Here is a 15193-nt window from a genome sequence, read left to right as displayed (position 1 = left end):
TCCATCTAAATGAAGGTACAGTTGCGCTTTCGCCACACTAAAAATCCATACTGGTCGGGCGTATGCGGTTTAATTTTTCCGAACTCCCAAGCCAAAGTGCTTAAGCCTCCTGGATAGCAATGTTTGCCATCTGCGACTTGATTCACCATTTCATAGCGGTAGCGGGATTTAGGGGTTACGGTATAGTAATGTTCTTTGCAAATCGCACCCGACGCAGGACTTGAATCAGACACTAAAAATTCGCGATGCATTTTGTAATTCATGCGCTCTGTCAAAAGCAGCGCGGTTTGCACTGGAGAAATTGACGCATTGACGTGTCCAGTCAACGGATAATGTGTTCCTTGACTACCTGCGCACCAAAAAAGGCTCTCTATCGGCTTTTTGGTTAATGTCGAAGAAATGGCATCTGCGGCACATGCGCTTGCTGCCACCGGATTTCCAAACAGCACCGACTCAGGACTTAAGACAAAACTCATTTCAGAGTCTTGCCAGGTAGGATCAAGCTCCGTGAGGTAAGCAATGTCAAAATCACCTCCTTGCATACAACCTAGTGAGGTGAGGAGATTTAGCCAACTAATCAGCGGATATTTGTACCAGTGCACGTGGAAAAAGGCGCGTTGCTGGCCATGGCCTACCACATGACGCCCTCCTCTATTGTGCTTTAACCCCAAATTGAGCTTAATGCCTCCAAGATTAACCAAACAATAGGGAGTATCGGTAATATCTACTAATCCGATTGGTTCCCAAAAGCCGATATTCAACCCGACACGTAAACCCAAGGGACCTGGGCATATTCCTACGGGACTTGTTGCATTGTCGGTATCAGGAAGAGATGAATTGACCACCTTGATGTTGCCAATCGACAAAGGAAATAAACATCGCCAACACACATCACGAATCGGATTGACGAAATGCCCCGTGCATTGTTTGCTCCATCCTGTATAAGAAAAAGCGAAAGAGATTACGAAAAGAAGGACTTTAAAGGACATCGCCACTCTCCTTAATTGCTGTTTCAACAATAAGAAGCTGATTTTCTTCGCGGCTTACTCGCGCTGGCACATGCCTTATATCAAGCTTTCGTGTAATTCGGCCTCCCTGATCAAAATAAGTCACTGCCTTGAGTCTCTTTTCGGTGCTGTGAATCGCGCCACCTGTCAAAATCAATTTTGGATTTGGGCATTGATTCTTTTGTAGCATCGCCCAACGAATCTGTGCTTCATCATCTGCATTAAAAAACAGCCAACAAGGTTTATACGTCGGCATGTACTCCAGCGCATTGACATCAGTTCCCTTAGGGTAAAGCACCTTGCTTTTAGCATCGGTTATATCCTGACTTAAAGTGATTTCTGGCGCGTAGTAATGCTTGAGTGTTTGTTGAGTGCGTTTTAAATCTAATGCAGTCGGTCTGTTTGCGTGTTGAGCTGCTGCATGAATCCATTTCTGCTTTAATGCCTCCAATTCACCACTAACAGTTAATGCACGTAACCGTTCTTCAATCACCTCTAAGAAGCTCTTTTCCTTAATGGGAAAAACCTCTCCTACTACACCAAATGATTTGGCATAAGCATTCGAAAAACCCATCATAATGAAACCCAGCAGTATTACGCTTCTCATGAGCTCCTCCTCATCGTCTGACTGAGCTTGTTAGCAATCTCGGCTGTAATGTCTTCACCACCCGCAAGCACTTCACGCTGGTCAAAAATTATGACGTGATGTTGCTTAGCATACTGTGTTAACAGCATGTGCAATTTTTTCTTAACTTGCTGGGTTGTCTGGCTCACTTGTTTCTCATTGGCTTGATGTTCTGCTAATTGCCTGACTAATTGCGCTTGAATCGCTGCAGAATCAAAAAGTACAATGTTGGTTTTTGGTGAACTCCAAAATTGCAAACCAATAAAGAGCATTACGGCAGCGCTGACGACTACTGCATGAATCAATCGCATAATTCATCTCCATAGTGATGTTGTGCTACTTGATAAACCGCATCCGTGAGGGATATCCCTTGATTCATTAAGGACTCGATTCCTCCAAATTCATCGCCCGATGTGGAGAACAATACTCTTGAGAATGGGTCGCAAAAATAACGATGAAATGTAGTCACATTACCGAACTGAATCATCAAATTAGAAAAGCCTTGGGTTTTTGCCTCCCCAAAGGATTCAATCATTGAAACTTCTAGAGGGCTAAAATGGTCCGGATGTTTCTCAACATACTCACGAAATGCTCCTTGGCGCATGATGATTTTGGTATCTGCTGCTGCAGCAATGGCTTGCCCCTGAAGGGTATTCATAGTGTCGGCAAGATTTTGGGTAATTACGGCAAATCCACCGGTGTGTTTTCTCGCTGTACGAAACCCCTGCTCAATAAAACCTGCAGAAATTGGATTAGAGCCTACAGCCAGAAAACGCCATGCCTCGTCTATGATGCAGCGTTTTTGTATTCTGCGGTCGGAATGGTAAAACTGCCCTTGGATAATTACTATCATCACAAACATGACGATAGTGAGTAACTCTGGATTACTCTCAAGTTGGCCCATTTCCAGCACCACAAAATTAGAGTTATCTAAAAGTGGAGTATCACTATTAAACATCCTGCCATAGATTCCCTGGCTGCCATATTTATCCAACAGAATGAGCAAATCTTTTAATCTGCGGTCATTTCTGGATTCTGGTTTTTGCAGCAGTCCACGCAGCGCATTGAGCACATCATCCATTTTGGCTTGCCGGCCATGTTCTTGCCAACAGGTAAGCACTGCATCCAAAAGCCATGCCTTTTGGACCTCTCCTAAAGCCTCATTGGGACTTGCCATAATGGCTAATAAATCCCTAATTTGAATGGAGTCGTTCACCTTTTCGCCATCAATTTCGGTGACTCCATCAAAATCAAATAGCGTAAAAGGGTTGAGGGTCAATGTGGAGGCATCAATGTAGCTTCCCCCAACTAACTCGCATAAATGCTTGTACGATCCCCCTAAGTCAATGACAAAAATGTGCTGGCCACGGGATAAGCCATCAAGAATTTGTGCTTGTTCAAAAAAGGATTTACCAGAGCCTGGGCTTGCAACCGTTAAGCGATTAAAATTGGTGATGGGTAAAACTCGGTCATCAAAGGTATCTAGATAAAACAACTGATGCCGATAGGTCGGTACAATGAGCCCCTGTCGTGCTCCTTTAAAATCGGCAACTACGGGCAGAAGATTAGCTACATTCGTATGGCTTAGTTTTTTAGTCATGCCTAAAAGGTCTAGGCTTGAAAAAAAACCTTCAGTCAGCATAAAAGGAAGGCTCGCCAAAAATCGCAGCCATTGTTTGCAACGGCTTTGTACTAAGGTAAATCCCATTTGTCTAAAACTTGCAATTGCTTTGGCCACATGCTCGCGTTCTTTTTCAACTGTCGTATACAACACTAAATTGTAAAATGTAGGCAGAAGATGTAATTCACCTTTGGACGCATGCTCATGCACAAATTGCCATTCTGCAGCTTCTTCTTTAATACCCGGATTAATAAAGGATTGAATGGCATTATTATTGGCAGTTAACGATTTGGCTCTTTTTTTTGCTTGCGCTTTCATCTTTTCTTGATTCACACCGCGAACGGTAAATGAAAGCAGAAAGGGACACTGAATGCCTTGTTCCGACTTTAAAAGGTTGGCAAATAAATCAGGCGTTTGCCATAACGCAAAAGGAGCTTTAGGAAAACTACTAAGTTCACAATTGACCACCCTTGAGTTCTGGATAATTCCTTCCTCATCGGCGATGGAGAGATTAATCGCCTCATCATCAATTTCATAAACGGTAGTGGGATTAAGAATGGACTTCGCAATAAAAGGTGATGAATCCTCGATGGCTGGCCAGGACAGCTCATTAAAGTTCGGTGACATTAGAGCACGCATTAATATTTTAAAATCGTCTGCATCACAGCGTGCCAAACTAAATCCTGCCACTTTGAGTTCGGATTCAAACTCTTCTCGAAGTACCCGCAGCGTGCTTTCAACTTCTGGTTCGTTAGGTCTTGAAATGAACAGATAACCTTGGCAATCCGACAACGTGGCTGGGACATTGCGGCCATTTTTATAACCCTTGGTAATGGCATTAAGATGGTATTTCAAACTTTGACGAGCAAGCTCTGCATAAATGCCACCTTGCTTTAAAATAGGCGCATAATTGTGTTGCAAATTTTGGGCAAGCCAGGGATGCTTATACAGCAATACGGTACAATCGGTGCCTTCTGTGAGTTTGTTTTTAAATAGTTCCGCCAAAGATTTCATTAAAGATTCATCTGCTCCGGCCATAGGCATTAATCGAATTCCAAACCCTGCAGAGTTTCGATTAATAAAAAATCCTTCCTCACTCACTGTTTCATAAGGAAGCAAACTGGTTATGGAGGGTAAATCTAAAGCACAGGTTTCAGATGCTTTAAAGTGATGCTGCAAAGAGTCAGGTTTTATTCCTGCAGTTTCCCCCAGTTTGTGGCTTGCACGATGCGCTAGCTCACGTGCTTTATCTCGCAATTGATTGAGTTTTAAGCCCATGATTGCCCCTTAACTGTCGGTGCTAGCCAAAGTGCTTGCCCATTACTTTGCGTGACTCTTTTTCCAGGCTTGATAAGAGGTTCTTTTTTTGCGTTGATTTGATTTTTTAAAGGCCTTGAATCGTCGGCGAATCGTGTCATGGCATCGACTTGCTCAATCGTCAAACAACTATCCCCTGCAGTCGCATTACAACTAAAGTTAGAATTAATGGGGCCACATGCGGCTAACCCAAAAGAAATTAAGGTAATTAGAATCTTGTTTAGTTGACTCATGGCAATCCTCCTATTTGATTTGCAGTTAAGGTATTCGCATGGTCAATTTTCCCTAGGACTTCTGGCGGTACTGTAAAATTCATTTCAGTTGAACTGTCATCATTATTGGATGCGATTAATCTTTGTGACTCTTCTTCTCTCTTTACTTGACCCATGGCATATTGGCTTTTGTCTTCATCAGGCTCTAAATAAAATCCATCTTTAAAGACAATGGTGACTACATTGCCTGAGCCTACTTGAATGACGGGATGATATTGCTCGGCTCGTTTGACGTAATAGGCCGATAAAGTATCTGCAGCTTTGGACGCACCGCCATAGGCTGCAAATGGGGCAATTTGACTTGAAGGAACAACGGAAGTCGCACCATAGGGACCAATATTTTGTATACTTTGGGCATACTGCGCCGCTTGCGCAATACCTGATAAGGCACCACTGACTCCTGCCCAGGTCATCACTTTGTTATCCCGCATCAAGGGCTTGCCTTTTATTCCCACTTTGCCATTAAAAAACACCCAGCCGGTTACTTCTTTATCAATGATGGGATAACCATGATGAGCACACGACAAACGATAAAGCGTTGCAAAAGCACGCTCACTGGAAATATCCCCATAAGAATTCGCACTGACGCGACATCCTCGAAGGCGAGAACGTGCACCATTTGGCAATGTTCCATCCTCCAGAAATTTAAAGAGCATGACGCCATTGTTTTTTGAATGACCATTAACCGATGCATCTGCATCCGCCCCTCCTAAAACAACAGCGCGCACTGAAGTGTTGGAGGGCACGTAATGGGCTGGGTTTAAATAGGTGTTAGGGTGAATTTTTTTATTACGATGTTTCTTATGAAATGACACAGTATGAATACGTGGTGCCCCATCAGCTAAAGCCATTGAAATTGATTTGCTGACACCATTCATGGCATAGGTGTTAGGATGATGCCAAAACTCTGAACTTCGTACTTCTTTTAATTCTTGGGATGGGTTCTGTGGTAGCTCAGAACCCTTTTCTTTTTCCTGATGTGCTAAAACCATTGTAGAAATTTGCGCGGTTAATTCTTCTTTTTGTGCCCTTAATTGCTTTTGCTGTTCTTCACTCATCTTCTTTATATTGGAGGTTAATTCACTAATTTGCTTTTTGAGTGATTCAAGCTCGGTTTGTTGGACAGTGAGTGCATTATCGGCTACAGCTTCGGTGAATGATTCATCCACAATACCTGTGATATCTACTGGTTTTTCGATAGCAGGAGTTTTTTTAGGACGGCCCTCTACATACAATGAAACCAAGATTGCAAGGATTAGTAAAATAGCACTGCCAACCACAATCAATGTCCGAACTTGGCGACTTTTAATAATGAGATTGAGTTGCCAATTAGCCATGGTTTACTCCTTGAACACGATAAAGCATGGCATGTTCTTTAGGCTTAATTGTTGACTTAGAAAATTTAATGGCAAGCGTACCTTTCTTGGCAAACCAAGCCTCTGACAATGTTAAAGGCTCTTTACCTGCGTTATAAAGTTCAATGGTTTCTCCTTGAAGCAATTTTCCATTCCAATAATCTTTAGGTAAAAGGGTTAACCCTTTCGACCAACGCTCTGCTTTGCCAAATTGGCGCTTTACCACTACATCGGTAAATGGTTTGTGATGTTCCATAGCGTTAAGCAGTGCTAGAATTGCTTCTGGAACAGCCTCATGAGTTATCTTTGTTAAATTTGTTTTTACTTTTGGTGGAGTCGCTTTTGCTAAGTGAGGCGATTGAGGAATCAATTCAATGGTTTTACCTAATGACTCTTCGCTGGTTAATGTTAGAGAAAAATGACGTCCTGCCTCGGTAGTCAAAAATAAGGTAAAAGGATTCGTTGCTGCCAACATGATATAAACTGAGCCATCCTGCTCATCACGTTTAATCGCCATTGTCTTTTCGGGAAACACCGCTTCTATGATTTTGTCATTCTTTACTAAAATGCGGTTGTAATTTCCCTGGCTTAACGTTAATGAGATGTCGCTGTTGTCTTTGATAGGGATAGTGTTACTTGCCACAACATTCAGTGATACCAGTGCCAAAATGACACCCAGCCCCTTAAGCATGGTCGCTCTCCTTCTTTGGTGCAAATTGAATAATTGATAAACGGCCATTAACATATTGAAATACTAATTTGTAGGTTGTTTGGATATCAGAAATTGCTTTAATTCCTACATAACGCTTTAACGTGCCACTCACCACGGCATAAAGCTCATTGGGATTGACTATAATTTCTGTGATGTCAAAGGCAGAGGACATTTTTTTGTTTTTAATCACTCTGGCTTCTTGTGCGAGCAATTTTAAAAAATAGGGATACTGTTGATGACTCACATAAGAAAGTAAGCGCTTGTGATTGGCATCTATGGTCTCAGGGCTAACGTTCAAACGCTCATTGATAAAATTCTCCGTCATTAAACTTAAATAATGACTGTCAACAAATGAAGCACTTTTGAGATAACCAGGACTTCCTGAAAAAGGAGTAATCTCTACGGTATGATGTTTAAATGCTGAATAAACAAAACAGGACAATCCAATATTGGAGATTAATAAACCAAATACCAAACACACCATTAAATTAAATCGTGCAGATAATAGGCTTAATCGGCTTTGATACATTTTAAAATCCATTGCTTTCTCCTTAAGCCACATACACTCGATGATGCGACAGTGGTAATTGGGGTAAAAAGAATTGCGTCAATCCACTGGGAAGATACCAATAAGCCAATACCAGCAATCCTTTTGGTCCATCCCCTTTTTTCAAATAACGCAAACCGCTTAATAGCCCCAGTCCAAATAGTGATACCAAAATTTTTTGATTACTGATGACGAGCAACATAAAGCCCAATCCTGCGACCACTAGCTCATCCAAGGTTAAAGTGAGTATTCTCTTGGGTGCATCAATGTGGCTCAAAAATTGATAACTTATGGTGCTCATCTTTTAACTTCCTTAAAACACGAATGTTTTCAATAAAAATGCTGGAATAAAGGCAACCGCAGTAACACCAACAAAAACCATTGGATTCTTACTTTTAACAGCCATAGCTGTGGCTAAAATGATGTCCACCAAAATAAATACTTTCCAAAACATCGAACCGCTTCCTAATGAATCCTTAACATCACCTTCCAAGGCTTTGGATAAAAGATCATTAGCCCATAGGCTTGATGAAAGAAGAAAACCACATAAAGTACTGATGACTCCTTTAAAGATTTTTATGAGGGTATTTTGTTTTTGCATTTCACTCTCCTTATGATTCATTGGTTAAGCATGATTTACTTTTAAAAACTCCGGAACTTGTAATATTTTTTTTAGAAAGTCTTCCTCTCGTTCGACCCCCATACTCTCTGGCACCTTAAATCCCAAAAGGAGCTTATTTCCTCGAGAGCACAAAACCTGAACCTCGATCTCCCCATTACCAATCACCACTTTTTCTCCAATTTTTCTGCTTAAAACCAACATGATGTTTTTCCTTTATTTTTTGGTTAAAATTTCTTTACACTTGTTTAAATGAGTAAGAACAACCTCTTGTTTTGCAGGTACATGATTCTTCTTAACCACATAGAACTGAGTTCGTTTTTTAATCTCCCGACAGCATGCGATCATTTGTGGTAAAGAAGGAGGCAACTCATAAAACTCGCGGCATTGAATGATGGCTTTATTAAGCGTGTTTTCGCTAAACCCACTCAAACCTTCTTGCCATTCTTTTTTTGCATACTCCAAAAATCCTTCACTCTTAAACTGGCTTCTCCAAATGTGACCATAAAAAGCTGCAAACTTTGAAAACAAGGTTTCAATAAGTTTGCTTTTGGGATTAACCTCTCGGGAAATGGACGATGTTGGTTCTTTCGGGTTCATGGTCTTCTTCACTGGGGTTCCAAAATGGGTCTCTTGTGGATTCATGTGGATGAGGCTTCCAATGTGTTTCATGATGACTCTCCTGCTTCATTTCAGTGATTTCGTCCTCCCAACAGCGATGTGCCAACCAATTGGCAGGATATTTCCATTCCGCGACCCATCCACCCTTGACTTTCATGGTTTCAACATGATGGATTTGGGCTTGTAATCTGTTCATGATTTGCTTAAATAACAAAGCACTTGGATTAAGTTGTAAAAATGCTGCTTGTGCTTTGGGTTTAGATTTTTTCTCTGGGTAAAGCGACCAAAATTGTTCGAATCGCGATAATAAATAAATATAATTATCTTCTTTTAGAGGTATGGCGGCTTTTGATGATTCTGCTATGTTGGCTATTTGTGGCTCAACGTAAGATAGCCTAGTCTCTACAAGACTTTCATTGTGCGGGTTTATGGCGGCTTTCTTTGGCGGGTTTATGGCGGCTTTATTTTGGACAGAATAATGCATTGTTGCTAATTCACATTTTAAAATCAACTGCATTCCTTCTGACTGAATAGTAATTACACCCGCACGGACTAAACCATATAACGCTCGTCGAACCTGATCTCTTGAAAAATTCTGACTTTTAATCCCTTGATGAGGATCAACATACAAGTGTTCTGATATTGATTGGTGGCTAATCCGTCGTTTAATTCCGACTAATCCAGTTTTACCATCCATATAAGGCCTAATTCCCATTAGATATGCCAAGCGCTGGATATGTGGCAAGCCACTTAATGCATCTAACTCCTGATGATTAATTTTGAAATCCATTTACTCACTTCGCTCCTTCTACCTATCGTCATAAAGTTCTTATTGTGTTATCTTTTAAACGATGGATTACACAAAAATACTCTAATCGAGCAATTTAACTCTTAAAGAGTATAATTTAGCACGTATTGAGCTTTTGTCAATATCTGCTAATTTTTTATTTCTTAGAAATTGGAAGGCTCAGTAACGATATGAATGTCAAAGAAAAAATTGGATTGCGAATAAAACACGAACGCACAACCAAAGGGTTGACTAGGAAGGCATTGGCTGAATTGACCGATAGTTTGAATATTTCTCGAATTAACAATTATGAACGTGGAGAAAGAACCCCTGGCCCGGAAGAAATTACGCAGTTAGCAAAAGCTTTAGAAGTATCCCCTGCTTTTTTGATGGGATTGTCCGATGTCCGAGATGGTGAAATTAGCAGAAACTCTGGAATGGGGACATTAATACCATTGCTGGACTACAAACAAGCTTGTGATCCGAGTTTTTATATACAAAAAATTAAAGATGAGCTTCATCCCGAAAAAATAACTTTTGTACCTGTCAGCCCTGACATATCAAATCAAATAGATGAAAATGCATTTGCGTTACAAATTAAAGACAATAGTATGGAACCTGAATTCAGAACAAATGATATTTTAATTTTTAATCCAAGTGCAAAACTAAATCCAGGAGATTTTGTTGCGGTTAAAGTTGGAAAGGATGAGGAGATCATCATTCGTAAATATAAGCAATTATCTATTTCTACATCAGAGCATTTATTTGAATTAATAGCATTAAATGAAGATTGGGCTAATACATTAATTGACTCTAAAGTTTCATTCAAAATTATTGCTGTTGTTTTTTATTTGAATAGAAAAATAAAATAGAACTTGCTATAACTCTATTCCTAAGTGCTCCTTATATTTTTACCTAATAGTTGTAGATCCACGTATTAAATTTTTTTATAAATACTAAATGATTATCTTAAGCTGATAACCTTATTGAACTCAATAAGGGGCAAAAATAGAGTATCGCTTCGTTGGGTTTGATTAATAAATCCAAATAAAAACTAAATGCACAATCTTGTTTTGAAACCTCTTTATTAAGATCCAACAACTCATATGCTCTATAATAATATAAAAGGAACTATGAGACTGTTATGCTTGAAATAAATGGCTCTATTTCGTCGGTAGAAAGGATACCAATATCAGACGAGGAGTTAACTTTTTTGAAAAAAGTTAACGAAATTGTCGATTCTGCTATAAGCTTTGAGAAAAATTTTGAAGCCATCATACACAATTTCATAAATTATGAACTTACATTATCACATATAAGCATTGAACAAAGAGAAAGTAAGATGTTCCTAATACACAATTACCTATCTGAATTAAATGAAAAATTAATGAGCCTATTGAGCTTGTTTACAGTCTATTGGAATGAAAGCGAAAAGCTAGCTCCAGATCAATTTAAGAACCTATTTGATTATCAATTATCGAATTCTACCAGCTTTAATTTAATAGAAAATTTGAGAAAATTTTCACTTCATAAAAAAAAACCATTATCTATATTAGTGTTTGGGATGAACTGCCTTCATAAAAAAGAAAATCTAAATTCTTTGATAGATAAACATGTTTCAAAATCAACATTTGGTGGAGAGACAAATTCGAGTCTTCCCTCGGAAGCTGACATTTATCACCTTACATTCTGCTTAAAGCAATATATTGAAAGTTTATATTTAGTTCATAAAACTATTTCTAATTCGATCGAGAGTACTATAAATAAAATAAAAGACAAACTACAACAATTTTTATTCAAAAAGAATATTATTGCCACTCAAAATCAAGGTAACATCATTGTTTTTGTTTATAAAAAAGAAGAATTAGAAAGTTATTGTTTTAATTTTGGTGAATATAATGATTTGAACACCAAACATGCTAGCTTAACAAATTTTATTAATACATCCTCACCAACTGAAAAAGAAATGATTCATACTGTTAATAAACCTCCATCAGAAGATAATCAAAAAGAGGGTTTAGAAAGTAATCAATTATTCGATGACGATAAATCACTCATAAAATGCCCAAATTGTGACCATATTCGTAAAGAAAATGAGCTAACTCCTGATTGGCAGTGCCCAAGCTGTAAAATTGCTTATAATAAGTATCCTGGATTTCAATTTAAGTTTTCAAACCTGAATAGTTCTACAAATCCATCAGATGAGCAAGTTGAAGCTAGTAAATTAAAAAAGAAACCAAATAAAAATATTCAATTTTTTGAGGAAACCCCGGGTTGGATAAATTTATTAATTTTAATAATTTCAATTGCGGTTATCGTTGCTTCCGGATTTTATCTTGTGCAAAAGATCTCTCCTGTTCAAGTTCAGTACTTTTGGGAAAGGTATATATTAAGTGAAAATAAAATAGATGATGTTGTTAATATAAATAGTAGAAAAATTAATACATTAGAATTATTAAATAAGATAAGTTTTACTCAAAGCAGATTTTAAATAACTGTCTATACAACTTTCTGCATAGAAAACATATTTTTAGATCAGAACGGATGGTTATAAAAAAAATCTGAGGCTATAAGTACGTTCCACAAATAGACCTTTTTTGTAAAAAATTATATGAAATTCATAAATCCTATATTTATCTAATCATTAAAATTTTATTAATTACAAATAAGAATTCTGTGTCATAAATTGTGGCATAACTGTGACTGTACTAGGTGGTTCATGGCAGTTTTAGGCAGTTTTTTATGATTTTGATGCATCGCAAGGTATTGATTATTATAGATTTTAAATAACAAGTAGAAGGCTACGAACCAGGGGGTCGGAGGTTCGAATCCTTCCGGGCGCGCCATTCCTAAGATCGAAGAACTAAATAAAAATCACTCCGAAATCTAGAACAAAGCCTCAATGTAATTGGCCCGGAAGGTTCGAACCGAACGAGGTTCGACAAAATGCGAAGCGAAGAGCACGGAGTGCGGCGAAGTATTTTGGACGCGCTTCAGCGCGCCGCGAAGCGGTGAGGAGCGAACAAAGTGAGCAACGAATCTATCCTTCCCTTGAATCTTGGAACTATGCAAATTTAATGCTGCAATTTATTCTTACGCAATAAATCCTTCCGGGCGCGCCATTCTCAATAAAAATCACAAAATAAGAATCACTCCGAAAACTATAACAAAACTCCAATATCATTGGCCCGGAAGTGTTCGAACCGAACGAGGTTCGACAAAATGCGAAGCGAAGAGCACGAAGTACGGCGAAGTATTTTGGATGCGCTTCAGCGCACCGCAAAGCGGTAAGGAGCGAACAAAGTATGCGACGAATCTATCCTTCCCTTGAATCTGGGAACTAATTAAATTTAATGCTGCAATTTAATCCTACGTAATAAAATCCTTCCGGGCGCGCCATTTAAAATCAAAGACTTAAGTTTTTTCCTACAGACTAAGCATCTGGTTTTTGAGAAATTGTGGACTCTTCCCCATTTCCGGGGGCAAATAACAAGAACACAAAACCTTAACTCTTAACCTATAATTTTCAAAGTTAAATAAAATTAAAGCGCCAGCAAGAACGCACCCTATCGAGCATCCATCCCGACTTACTACTTATCCAAGTTATCCTGATATGTCAATACGTGAATTTCACGGATGCAACCGCAAGACATATAAAGCACAATTTGTCATTAATTTTACCGAATAGAGAAATGCTTATGCCAGCAATTCATTATCCCGAGAGATTCGATTTCAAGAAAGAGGTACCAGCTGAATTGAAAATGAGGAGAACCTATTAATGTACGATCGAGCAACCCAAAAAGCCTTATTAATGATTAAAGAGGGAAATAACCTGGATGGTGTTTTAGCACTTTATGAAGCCTGGATGTCAGGAAGCATCTCTGCCGAACTTTTTTTTAAAAAAAATGAACCGCTTGACTCTATCCCATTGACGCAAGAGGTTCTTGAAGCCCGAACAAGATCGCGCGATAGCACGGAAGATATTAAATTAGGATTGTGCTATTTATTAGGTATTGGCATAGCCCAATCGGATAAAAAAGCACAGGAACTTTTTTCTACCCTAGCAGAAAAGCACCATGCTCCAGCACAAAACCTGATGGCATGGATGTATAGAAACAATCGTGCAGGCAAAGAATTAAGCCAGGATGAGCGTGATGACAAAGCAGTTCAATTATACCTACAAGCGGCAACAGCAGGATATGCTCCAGCAAAAAACAACTTGGCATGGATGTATGATGAAGGTCGTGCAGGCAAAGAATTACGCCAGGATGAGCGTGATGACAAAGCAGTTCAATTATACCTTCAAGTGGCAACAGCAGGATATGCCTTAGCCCAATACAACTTGGCATGGATGTATATCGAAGGTCGTGCAGGCAAAGAATTAAGCCAGGATGAGCGTGATGACAAAGCGGTTCAATTATACCTTCAAGCGGCAACAGCAGGAGATGTCCCAGCCCAAAGCAACTTGGCGTGGATGTATCAAAACAATCGTGCAGGCAAAGAATTAAGCCAGAATGAGCGTGATGACAAAGCGGTTCAATTATACCTTCAAGCGATAAGGGCAGCGCATGCGAGTGCTGCATGGAACCTGGCTGTTTTCTATCGGAAAAATAACACCGGCTTAGCCCTTAAATATTTCTCGATTGCCGCGATTTTATATCGACCTGCGGACGTTGATGTCCAGCAGTGCATTACTCAAATAAAAAGCTTTCCTGCATCGGCATTAAAAGACTATGCTTTGGCACGAATTCATCGGTTAGACAGCAAAGCCATAGCCACGCAATGTGCGGCATTCAAGGCGCTTCAGCGCCCCTCCGATTGCTTGTTGTTTATCAATGAAGATTTAGAGCGCCTGGGGGCTAACCATACCTATCTTCGGAGTGTTTTTGAAAAACTCAGCTCCTTTGCCCACGAATCGTCGGTCTTGGCACTGACCGAAAAGGTAGCGCTTGCAAAGTTGCTATTAAAAATGATGGCTCACTTATCTCAAGGCGACAACAGCAAAGTGCTAACGGTAGAAGCACAATTAGAAACCATCCAGCCCTATTGTACCTTACTCGTTAAACATCAGCTCGAGGTATTGCTTCACTTGGATAACGAAGCCAAATCTGACTTGGAGGCACTTGCCACCCAATTATTATCCTACGTCATGCTCTTAGATACCAGGCAACATCGTGAGTTCATCCATATGTTTGCCAAGTTACTTGTAGCCATTCCTGATGATTCTGCATTTTGGCAAGAAAACAATAATAATCTAATTCGCTTCTTAATTGCGGCATTTAGTCATGGTGCGCAACCAATGCTCATCAAAAAACAGTGTAGCCCGCTCCAATTTAAAGCGCTATTCATGCATATTATCCAGGCACCATTAGACGCTGCACTCGATGATGAACCGCCTGCTATCGATGAAGCAGGTCTGCAGATGATGAAGCAATACGGTGTTTCTATTGACATCCCTGCCATTACAAAGCAAGTAATCCAACAGCAAACAACAAGGCCAGCAACACGCCAAAGCACCTCGGTAACTACGTTAACAGCTAGTTATCCAAAAATACTCCTGGGGGGGCGCCAATATCCTGAGCCAGTCGAATTCAAGGAAGGGAAAACACCTGAATTGAAGTAGCCTTTGTCGACAATGTTTCGGGAGTGCTGAGGTGCCGTAGTTGTCGACGGCATCCATACACGGTCGCTCATGCCCGTGCGTTTTTGA

General features: G+C 39.7%; 16 protein-coding genes. 3 read left to right on the top strand and 13 right to left on the bottom strand.

Annotation, left to right across the window (positions count from 1 at the left end; genetic code table 11):
• Positions 1–5: 5 nt before the first annotated feature.
• The 13 genes from traU to FOLKNPGA_RS08420 are packed head-to-tail and all read right to left on the bottom strand — an operon-like array spanning position 6 to position 9486.
• Positions 6–989 carry a conjugal transfer pilus assembly protein TraU gene (gene traU, locus FOLKNPGA_RS08480; RefSeq protein WP_182352621.1) on the bottom strand — a complete coding sequence of 328 codons (984 nt, stop codon included), beginning with the start codon at positions 987–989 and terminating at the stop codon, positions 6–8.
• Complete coding sequence (gene traW, locus FOLKNPGA_RS08475; RefSeq protein WP_182352620.1) at positions 979–1614, bottom strand: type-F conjugative transfer system protein TraW; 636 nt, start codon at positions 1612–1614, stop codon at positions 979–981. The genes traU and traW overlap by 11 nt, the downstream gene beginning before the upstream one ends.
• Positions 1611–1943, bottom strand: coding sequence for a TrbI F-type domain-containing protein (locus tag FOLKNPGA_RS08470; protein ID WP_182352619.1), 333 nt, complete (start codon positions 1941–1943; stop codon positions 1611–1613). The genes traW and FOLKNPGA_RS08470 overlap by 4 nt, the downstream gene beginning before the upstream one ends.
• Positions 1934–4531 carry a type IV secretion system protein TraC gene (gene traC, locus FOLKNPGA_RS08465; RefSeq protein ID WP_182352618.1) on the bottom strand — a complete coding sequence of 866 codons (2598 nt, stop codon included), beginning with the start codon at positions 4529–4531 and terminating at the stop codon, positions 1934–1936. Before traC ends, FOLKNPGA_RS08470 begins: the two co-directional genes overlap by 10 nt.
• Entirely contained in the window at positions 4522–4803 is a 282-nt protein-coding gene (locus FOLKNPGA_RS08460; protein ID WP_182352617.1) for a TraV family lipoprotein, read from the bottom strand. Before FOLKNPGA_RS08460 ends, traC begins: the two co-directional genes overlap by 10 nt.
• The gene (locus FOLKNPGA_RS08455; RefSeq protein WP_182352616.1) at positions 4800–6179 is read right to left on the bottom strand and encodes a TrbI/VirB10 family protein; all 1380 of its coding nucleotides are present in this window, start codon (positions 6177–6179) and stop codon (positions 4800–4802) included. The genes FOLKNPGA_RS08460 and FOLKNPGA_RS08455 overlap by 4 nt, the downstream gene beginning before the upstream one ends.
• Positions 6172–6888 carry a type-F conjugative transfer system secretin TraK gene (traK, locus tag FOLKNPGA_RS08450; RefSeq protein WP_182352615.1) on the bottom strand — a complete coding sequence of 239 codons (717 nt, stop codon included), beginning with the start codon at positions 6886–6888 and terminating at the stop codon, positions 6172–6174. Before traK ends, FOLKNPGA_RS08455 begins: the two co-directional genes overlap by 8 nt.
• Positions 6881–7450, bottom strand: coding sequence for a type IV conjugative transfer system protein TraE (traE, locus tag FOLKNPGA_RS08445; protein WP_182352614.1), 570 nt, complete (start codon positions 7448–7450; stop codon positions 6881–6883). Before traE ends, traK begins: the two co-directional genes overlap by 8 nt.
• A 10-nt stretch (positions 7451–7460) precedes the next feature.
• Positions 7461–7757 carry a type IV conjugative transfer system protein TraL gene (traL, locus tag FOLKNPGA_RS08440; protein WP_182352613.1) on the bottom strand — a complete coding sequence of 99 codons (297 nt, stop codon included), beginning with the start codon at positions 7755–7757 and terminating at the stop codon, positions 7461–7463.
• A 12-nt stretch (positions 7758–7769) separates the two neighbouring features.
• On the bottom strand, positions 7770–8057 hold the full coding sequence (locus FOLKNPGA_RS08435) for a hypothetical protein (protein ID WP_182352612.1): 288 nt from the start codon (positions 8055–8057) through the stop codon (positions 7770–7772).
• 24 nt (positions 8058–8081) lie between these two features.
• Positions 8082–8279 carry a carbon storage regulator gene (locus tag FOLKNPGA_RS08430; RefSeq protein ID WP_182352611.1) on the bottom strand — a complete coding sequence of 66 codons (198 nt, stop codon included), beginning with the start codon at positions 8277–8279 and terminating at the stop codon, positions 8082–8084.
• A gap of 12 nt (positions 8280–8291) precedes the next feature.
• On the bottom strand, positions 8292–8675 hold the full coding sequence (locus tag FOLKNPGA_RS08425) for a Vir protein (protein ID WP_182352610.1): 384 nt from the start codon (positions 8673–8675) through the stop codon (positions 8292–8294).
• Positions 8632–9486, bottom strand: coding sequence for a hypothetical protein (locus FOLKNPGA_RS08420; RefSeq protein ID WP_182352609.1), 855 nt, complete (start codon positions 9484–9486; stop codon positions 8632–8634). The genes FOLKNPGA_RS08425 and FOLKNPGA_RS08420 overlap by 44 nt, the downstream gene beginning before the upstream one ends.
• Before the next feature lie 188 nt (positions 9487–9674).
• On the opposite strand from FOLKNPGA_RS08420, the gene FOLKNPGA_RS08415 reads away from it, so the two are divergent.
• From FOLKNPGA_RS08415 to FOLKNPGA_RS08405, 3 genes are all read left to right on the top strand, one after another.
• A complete protein-coding gene (locus tag FOLKNPGA_RS08415; RefSeq protein WP_182352608.1) occupies positions 9675–10355 on the top strand; it encodes an XRE family transcriptional regulator in 681 nt (226 codons plus the stop codon).
• Positions 10356–10627: 272 nt separating this feature from the next.
• A complete protein-coding gene (locus FOLKNPGA_RS08410; protein WP_182352607.1) occupies positions 10628–11974 on the top strand; it encodes a hypothetical protein in 1347 nt (448 codons plus the stop codon).
• Positions 11975–13261: 1287 nt separating this feature from the next.
• Positions 13262–15106 carry a tetratricopeptide repeat protein gene (locus tag FOLKNPGA_RS08405; RefSeq protein ID WP_182352606.1) on the top strand — a complete coding sequence of 615 codons (1845 nt, stop codon included), beginning with the start codon at positions 13262–13264 and terminating at the stop codon, positions 15104–15106.
• Positions 15107–15193 lie beyond the last annotated feature (87 nt).

The sequence above is a fragment of the Legionella sp. PC1000 genome (assembly GCF_014109805.1).
Taxonomy (GTDB): Bacteria; Pseudomonadota; Gammaproteobacteria; order Legionellales; family Legionellaceae; genus Legionella; species Legionella resiliens.
The sequence above is the reverse complement of the archived record's forward strand: the minus strand, read 5'-3'. Positions and strand labels throughout refer to the sequence as shown.

Excerpts from the sequence above, each read along its gene's own strand:
- traW (WP_182352620.1), bottom strand. The coding sequence starts at position 1,614 with ATGAGAAGCGTAATACTGCTGGGTTTCATTATGATGGGTTTTTCGAAT.
- FOLKNPGA_RS08470 (WP_182352619.1), bottom strand. The coding sequence starts at position 1,943 with ATGCGATTGATTCATGCAGTAGTCGTCAGCGCTGCCGTAATGCTCTTT.
- traU (WP_182352621.1), bottom strand. The coding sequence starts at position 989 with ATGTCCTTTAAAGTCCTTCTTTTCGTAATCTCTTTCGCTTTTTCTTAT.
- FOLKNPGA_RS08410 (WP_182352607.1), top strand. The coding sequence starts at position 10,628 with ATGCTTGAAATAAATGGCTCTATTTCGTCGGTAGAAAGGATACCAATA.
- FOLKNPGA_RS08425 (WP_182352610.1), bottom strand. The coding sequence starts at position 8,675 with ATGAACCCGAAAGAACCAACATCGTCCATTTCCCGAGAGGTTAATCCC.
- FOLKNPGA_RS08435 (WP_182352612.1), bottom strand. The coding sequence starts at position 8,057 with ATGCAAAAACAAAATACCCTCATAAAAATCTTTAAAGGAGTCATCAGT.
- FOLKNPGA_RS08420 (WP_182352609.1), bottom strand. The coding sequence starts at position 9,486 with ATGGATTTCAAAATTAATCATCAGGAGTTAGATGCATTAAGTGGCTTG.
- FOLKNPGA_RS08460 (WP_182352617.1), bottom strand. The coding sequence starts at position 4,803 with ATGAGTCAACTAAACAAGATTCTAATTACCTTAATTTCTTTTGGGTTA.
- traC (WP_182352618.1), bottom strand. The coding sequence starts at position 4,531 with ATGGGCTTAAAACTCAATCAATTGCGAGATAAAGCACGTGAGCTAGCG.
- traE (WP_182352614.1), bottom strand. The coding sequence starts at position 7,450 with ATGGATTTTAAAATGTATCAAAGCCGATTAAGCCTATTATCTGCACGA.
- traL (WP_182352613.1), bottom strand. The coding sequence starts at position 7,757 with ATGAGCACCATAAGTTATCAATTTTTGAGCCACATTGATGCACCCAAG.
- FOLKNPGA_RS08430 (WP_182352611.1), bottom strand. The coding sequence starts at position 8,279 with ATGTTGGTTTTAAGCAGAAAAATTGGAGAAAAAGTGGTGATTGGTAAT.
- FOLKNPGA_RS08455 (WP_182352616.1), bottom strand. The coding sequence starts at position 6,179 with ATGGCTAATTGGCAACTCAATCTCATTATTAAAAGTCGCCAAGTTCGG.
- FOLKNPGA_RS08415 (WP_182352608.1), top strand. The coding sequence starts at position 9,675 with ATGAATGTCAAAGAAAAAATTGGATTGCGAATAAAACACGAACGCACA.
- traK (WP_182352615.1), bottom strand. The coding sequence starts at position 6,888 with ATGCTTAAGGGGCTGGGTGTCATTTTGGCACTGGTATCACTGAATGTT.
- FOLKNPGA_RS08405 (WP_182352606.1), top strand. The coding sequence starts at position 13,262 with ATGTACGATCGAGCAACCCAAAAAGCCTTATTAATGATTAAAGAGGGA.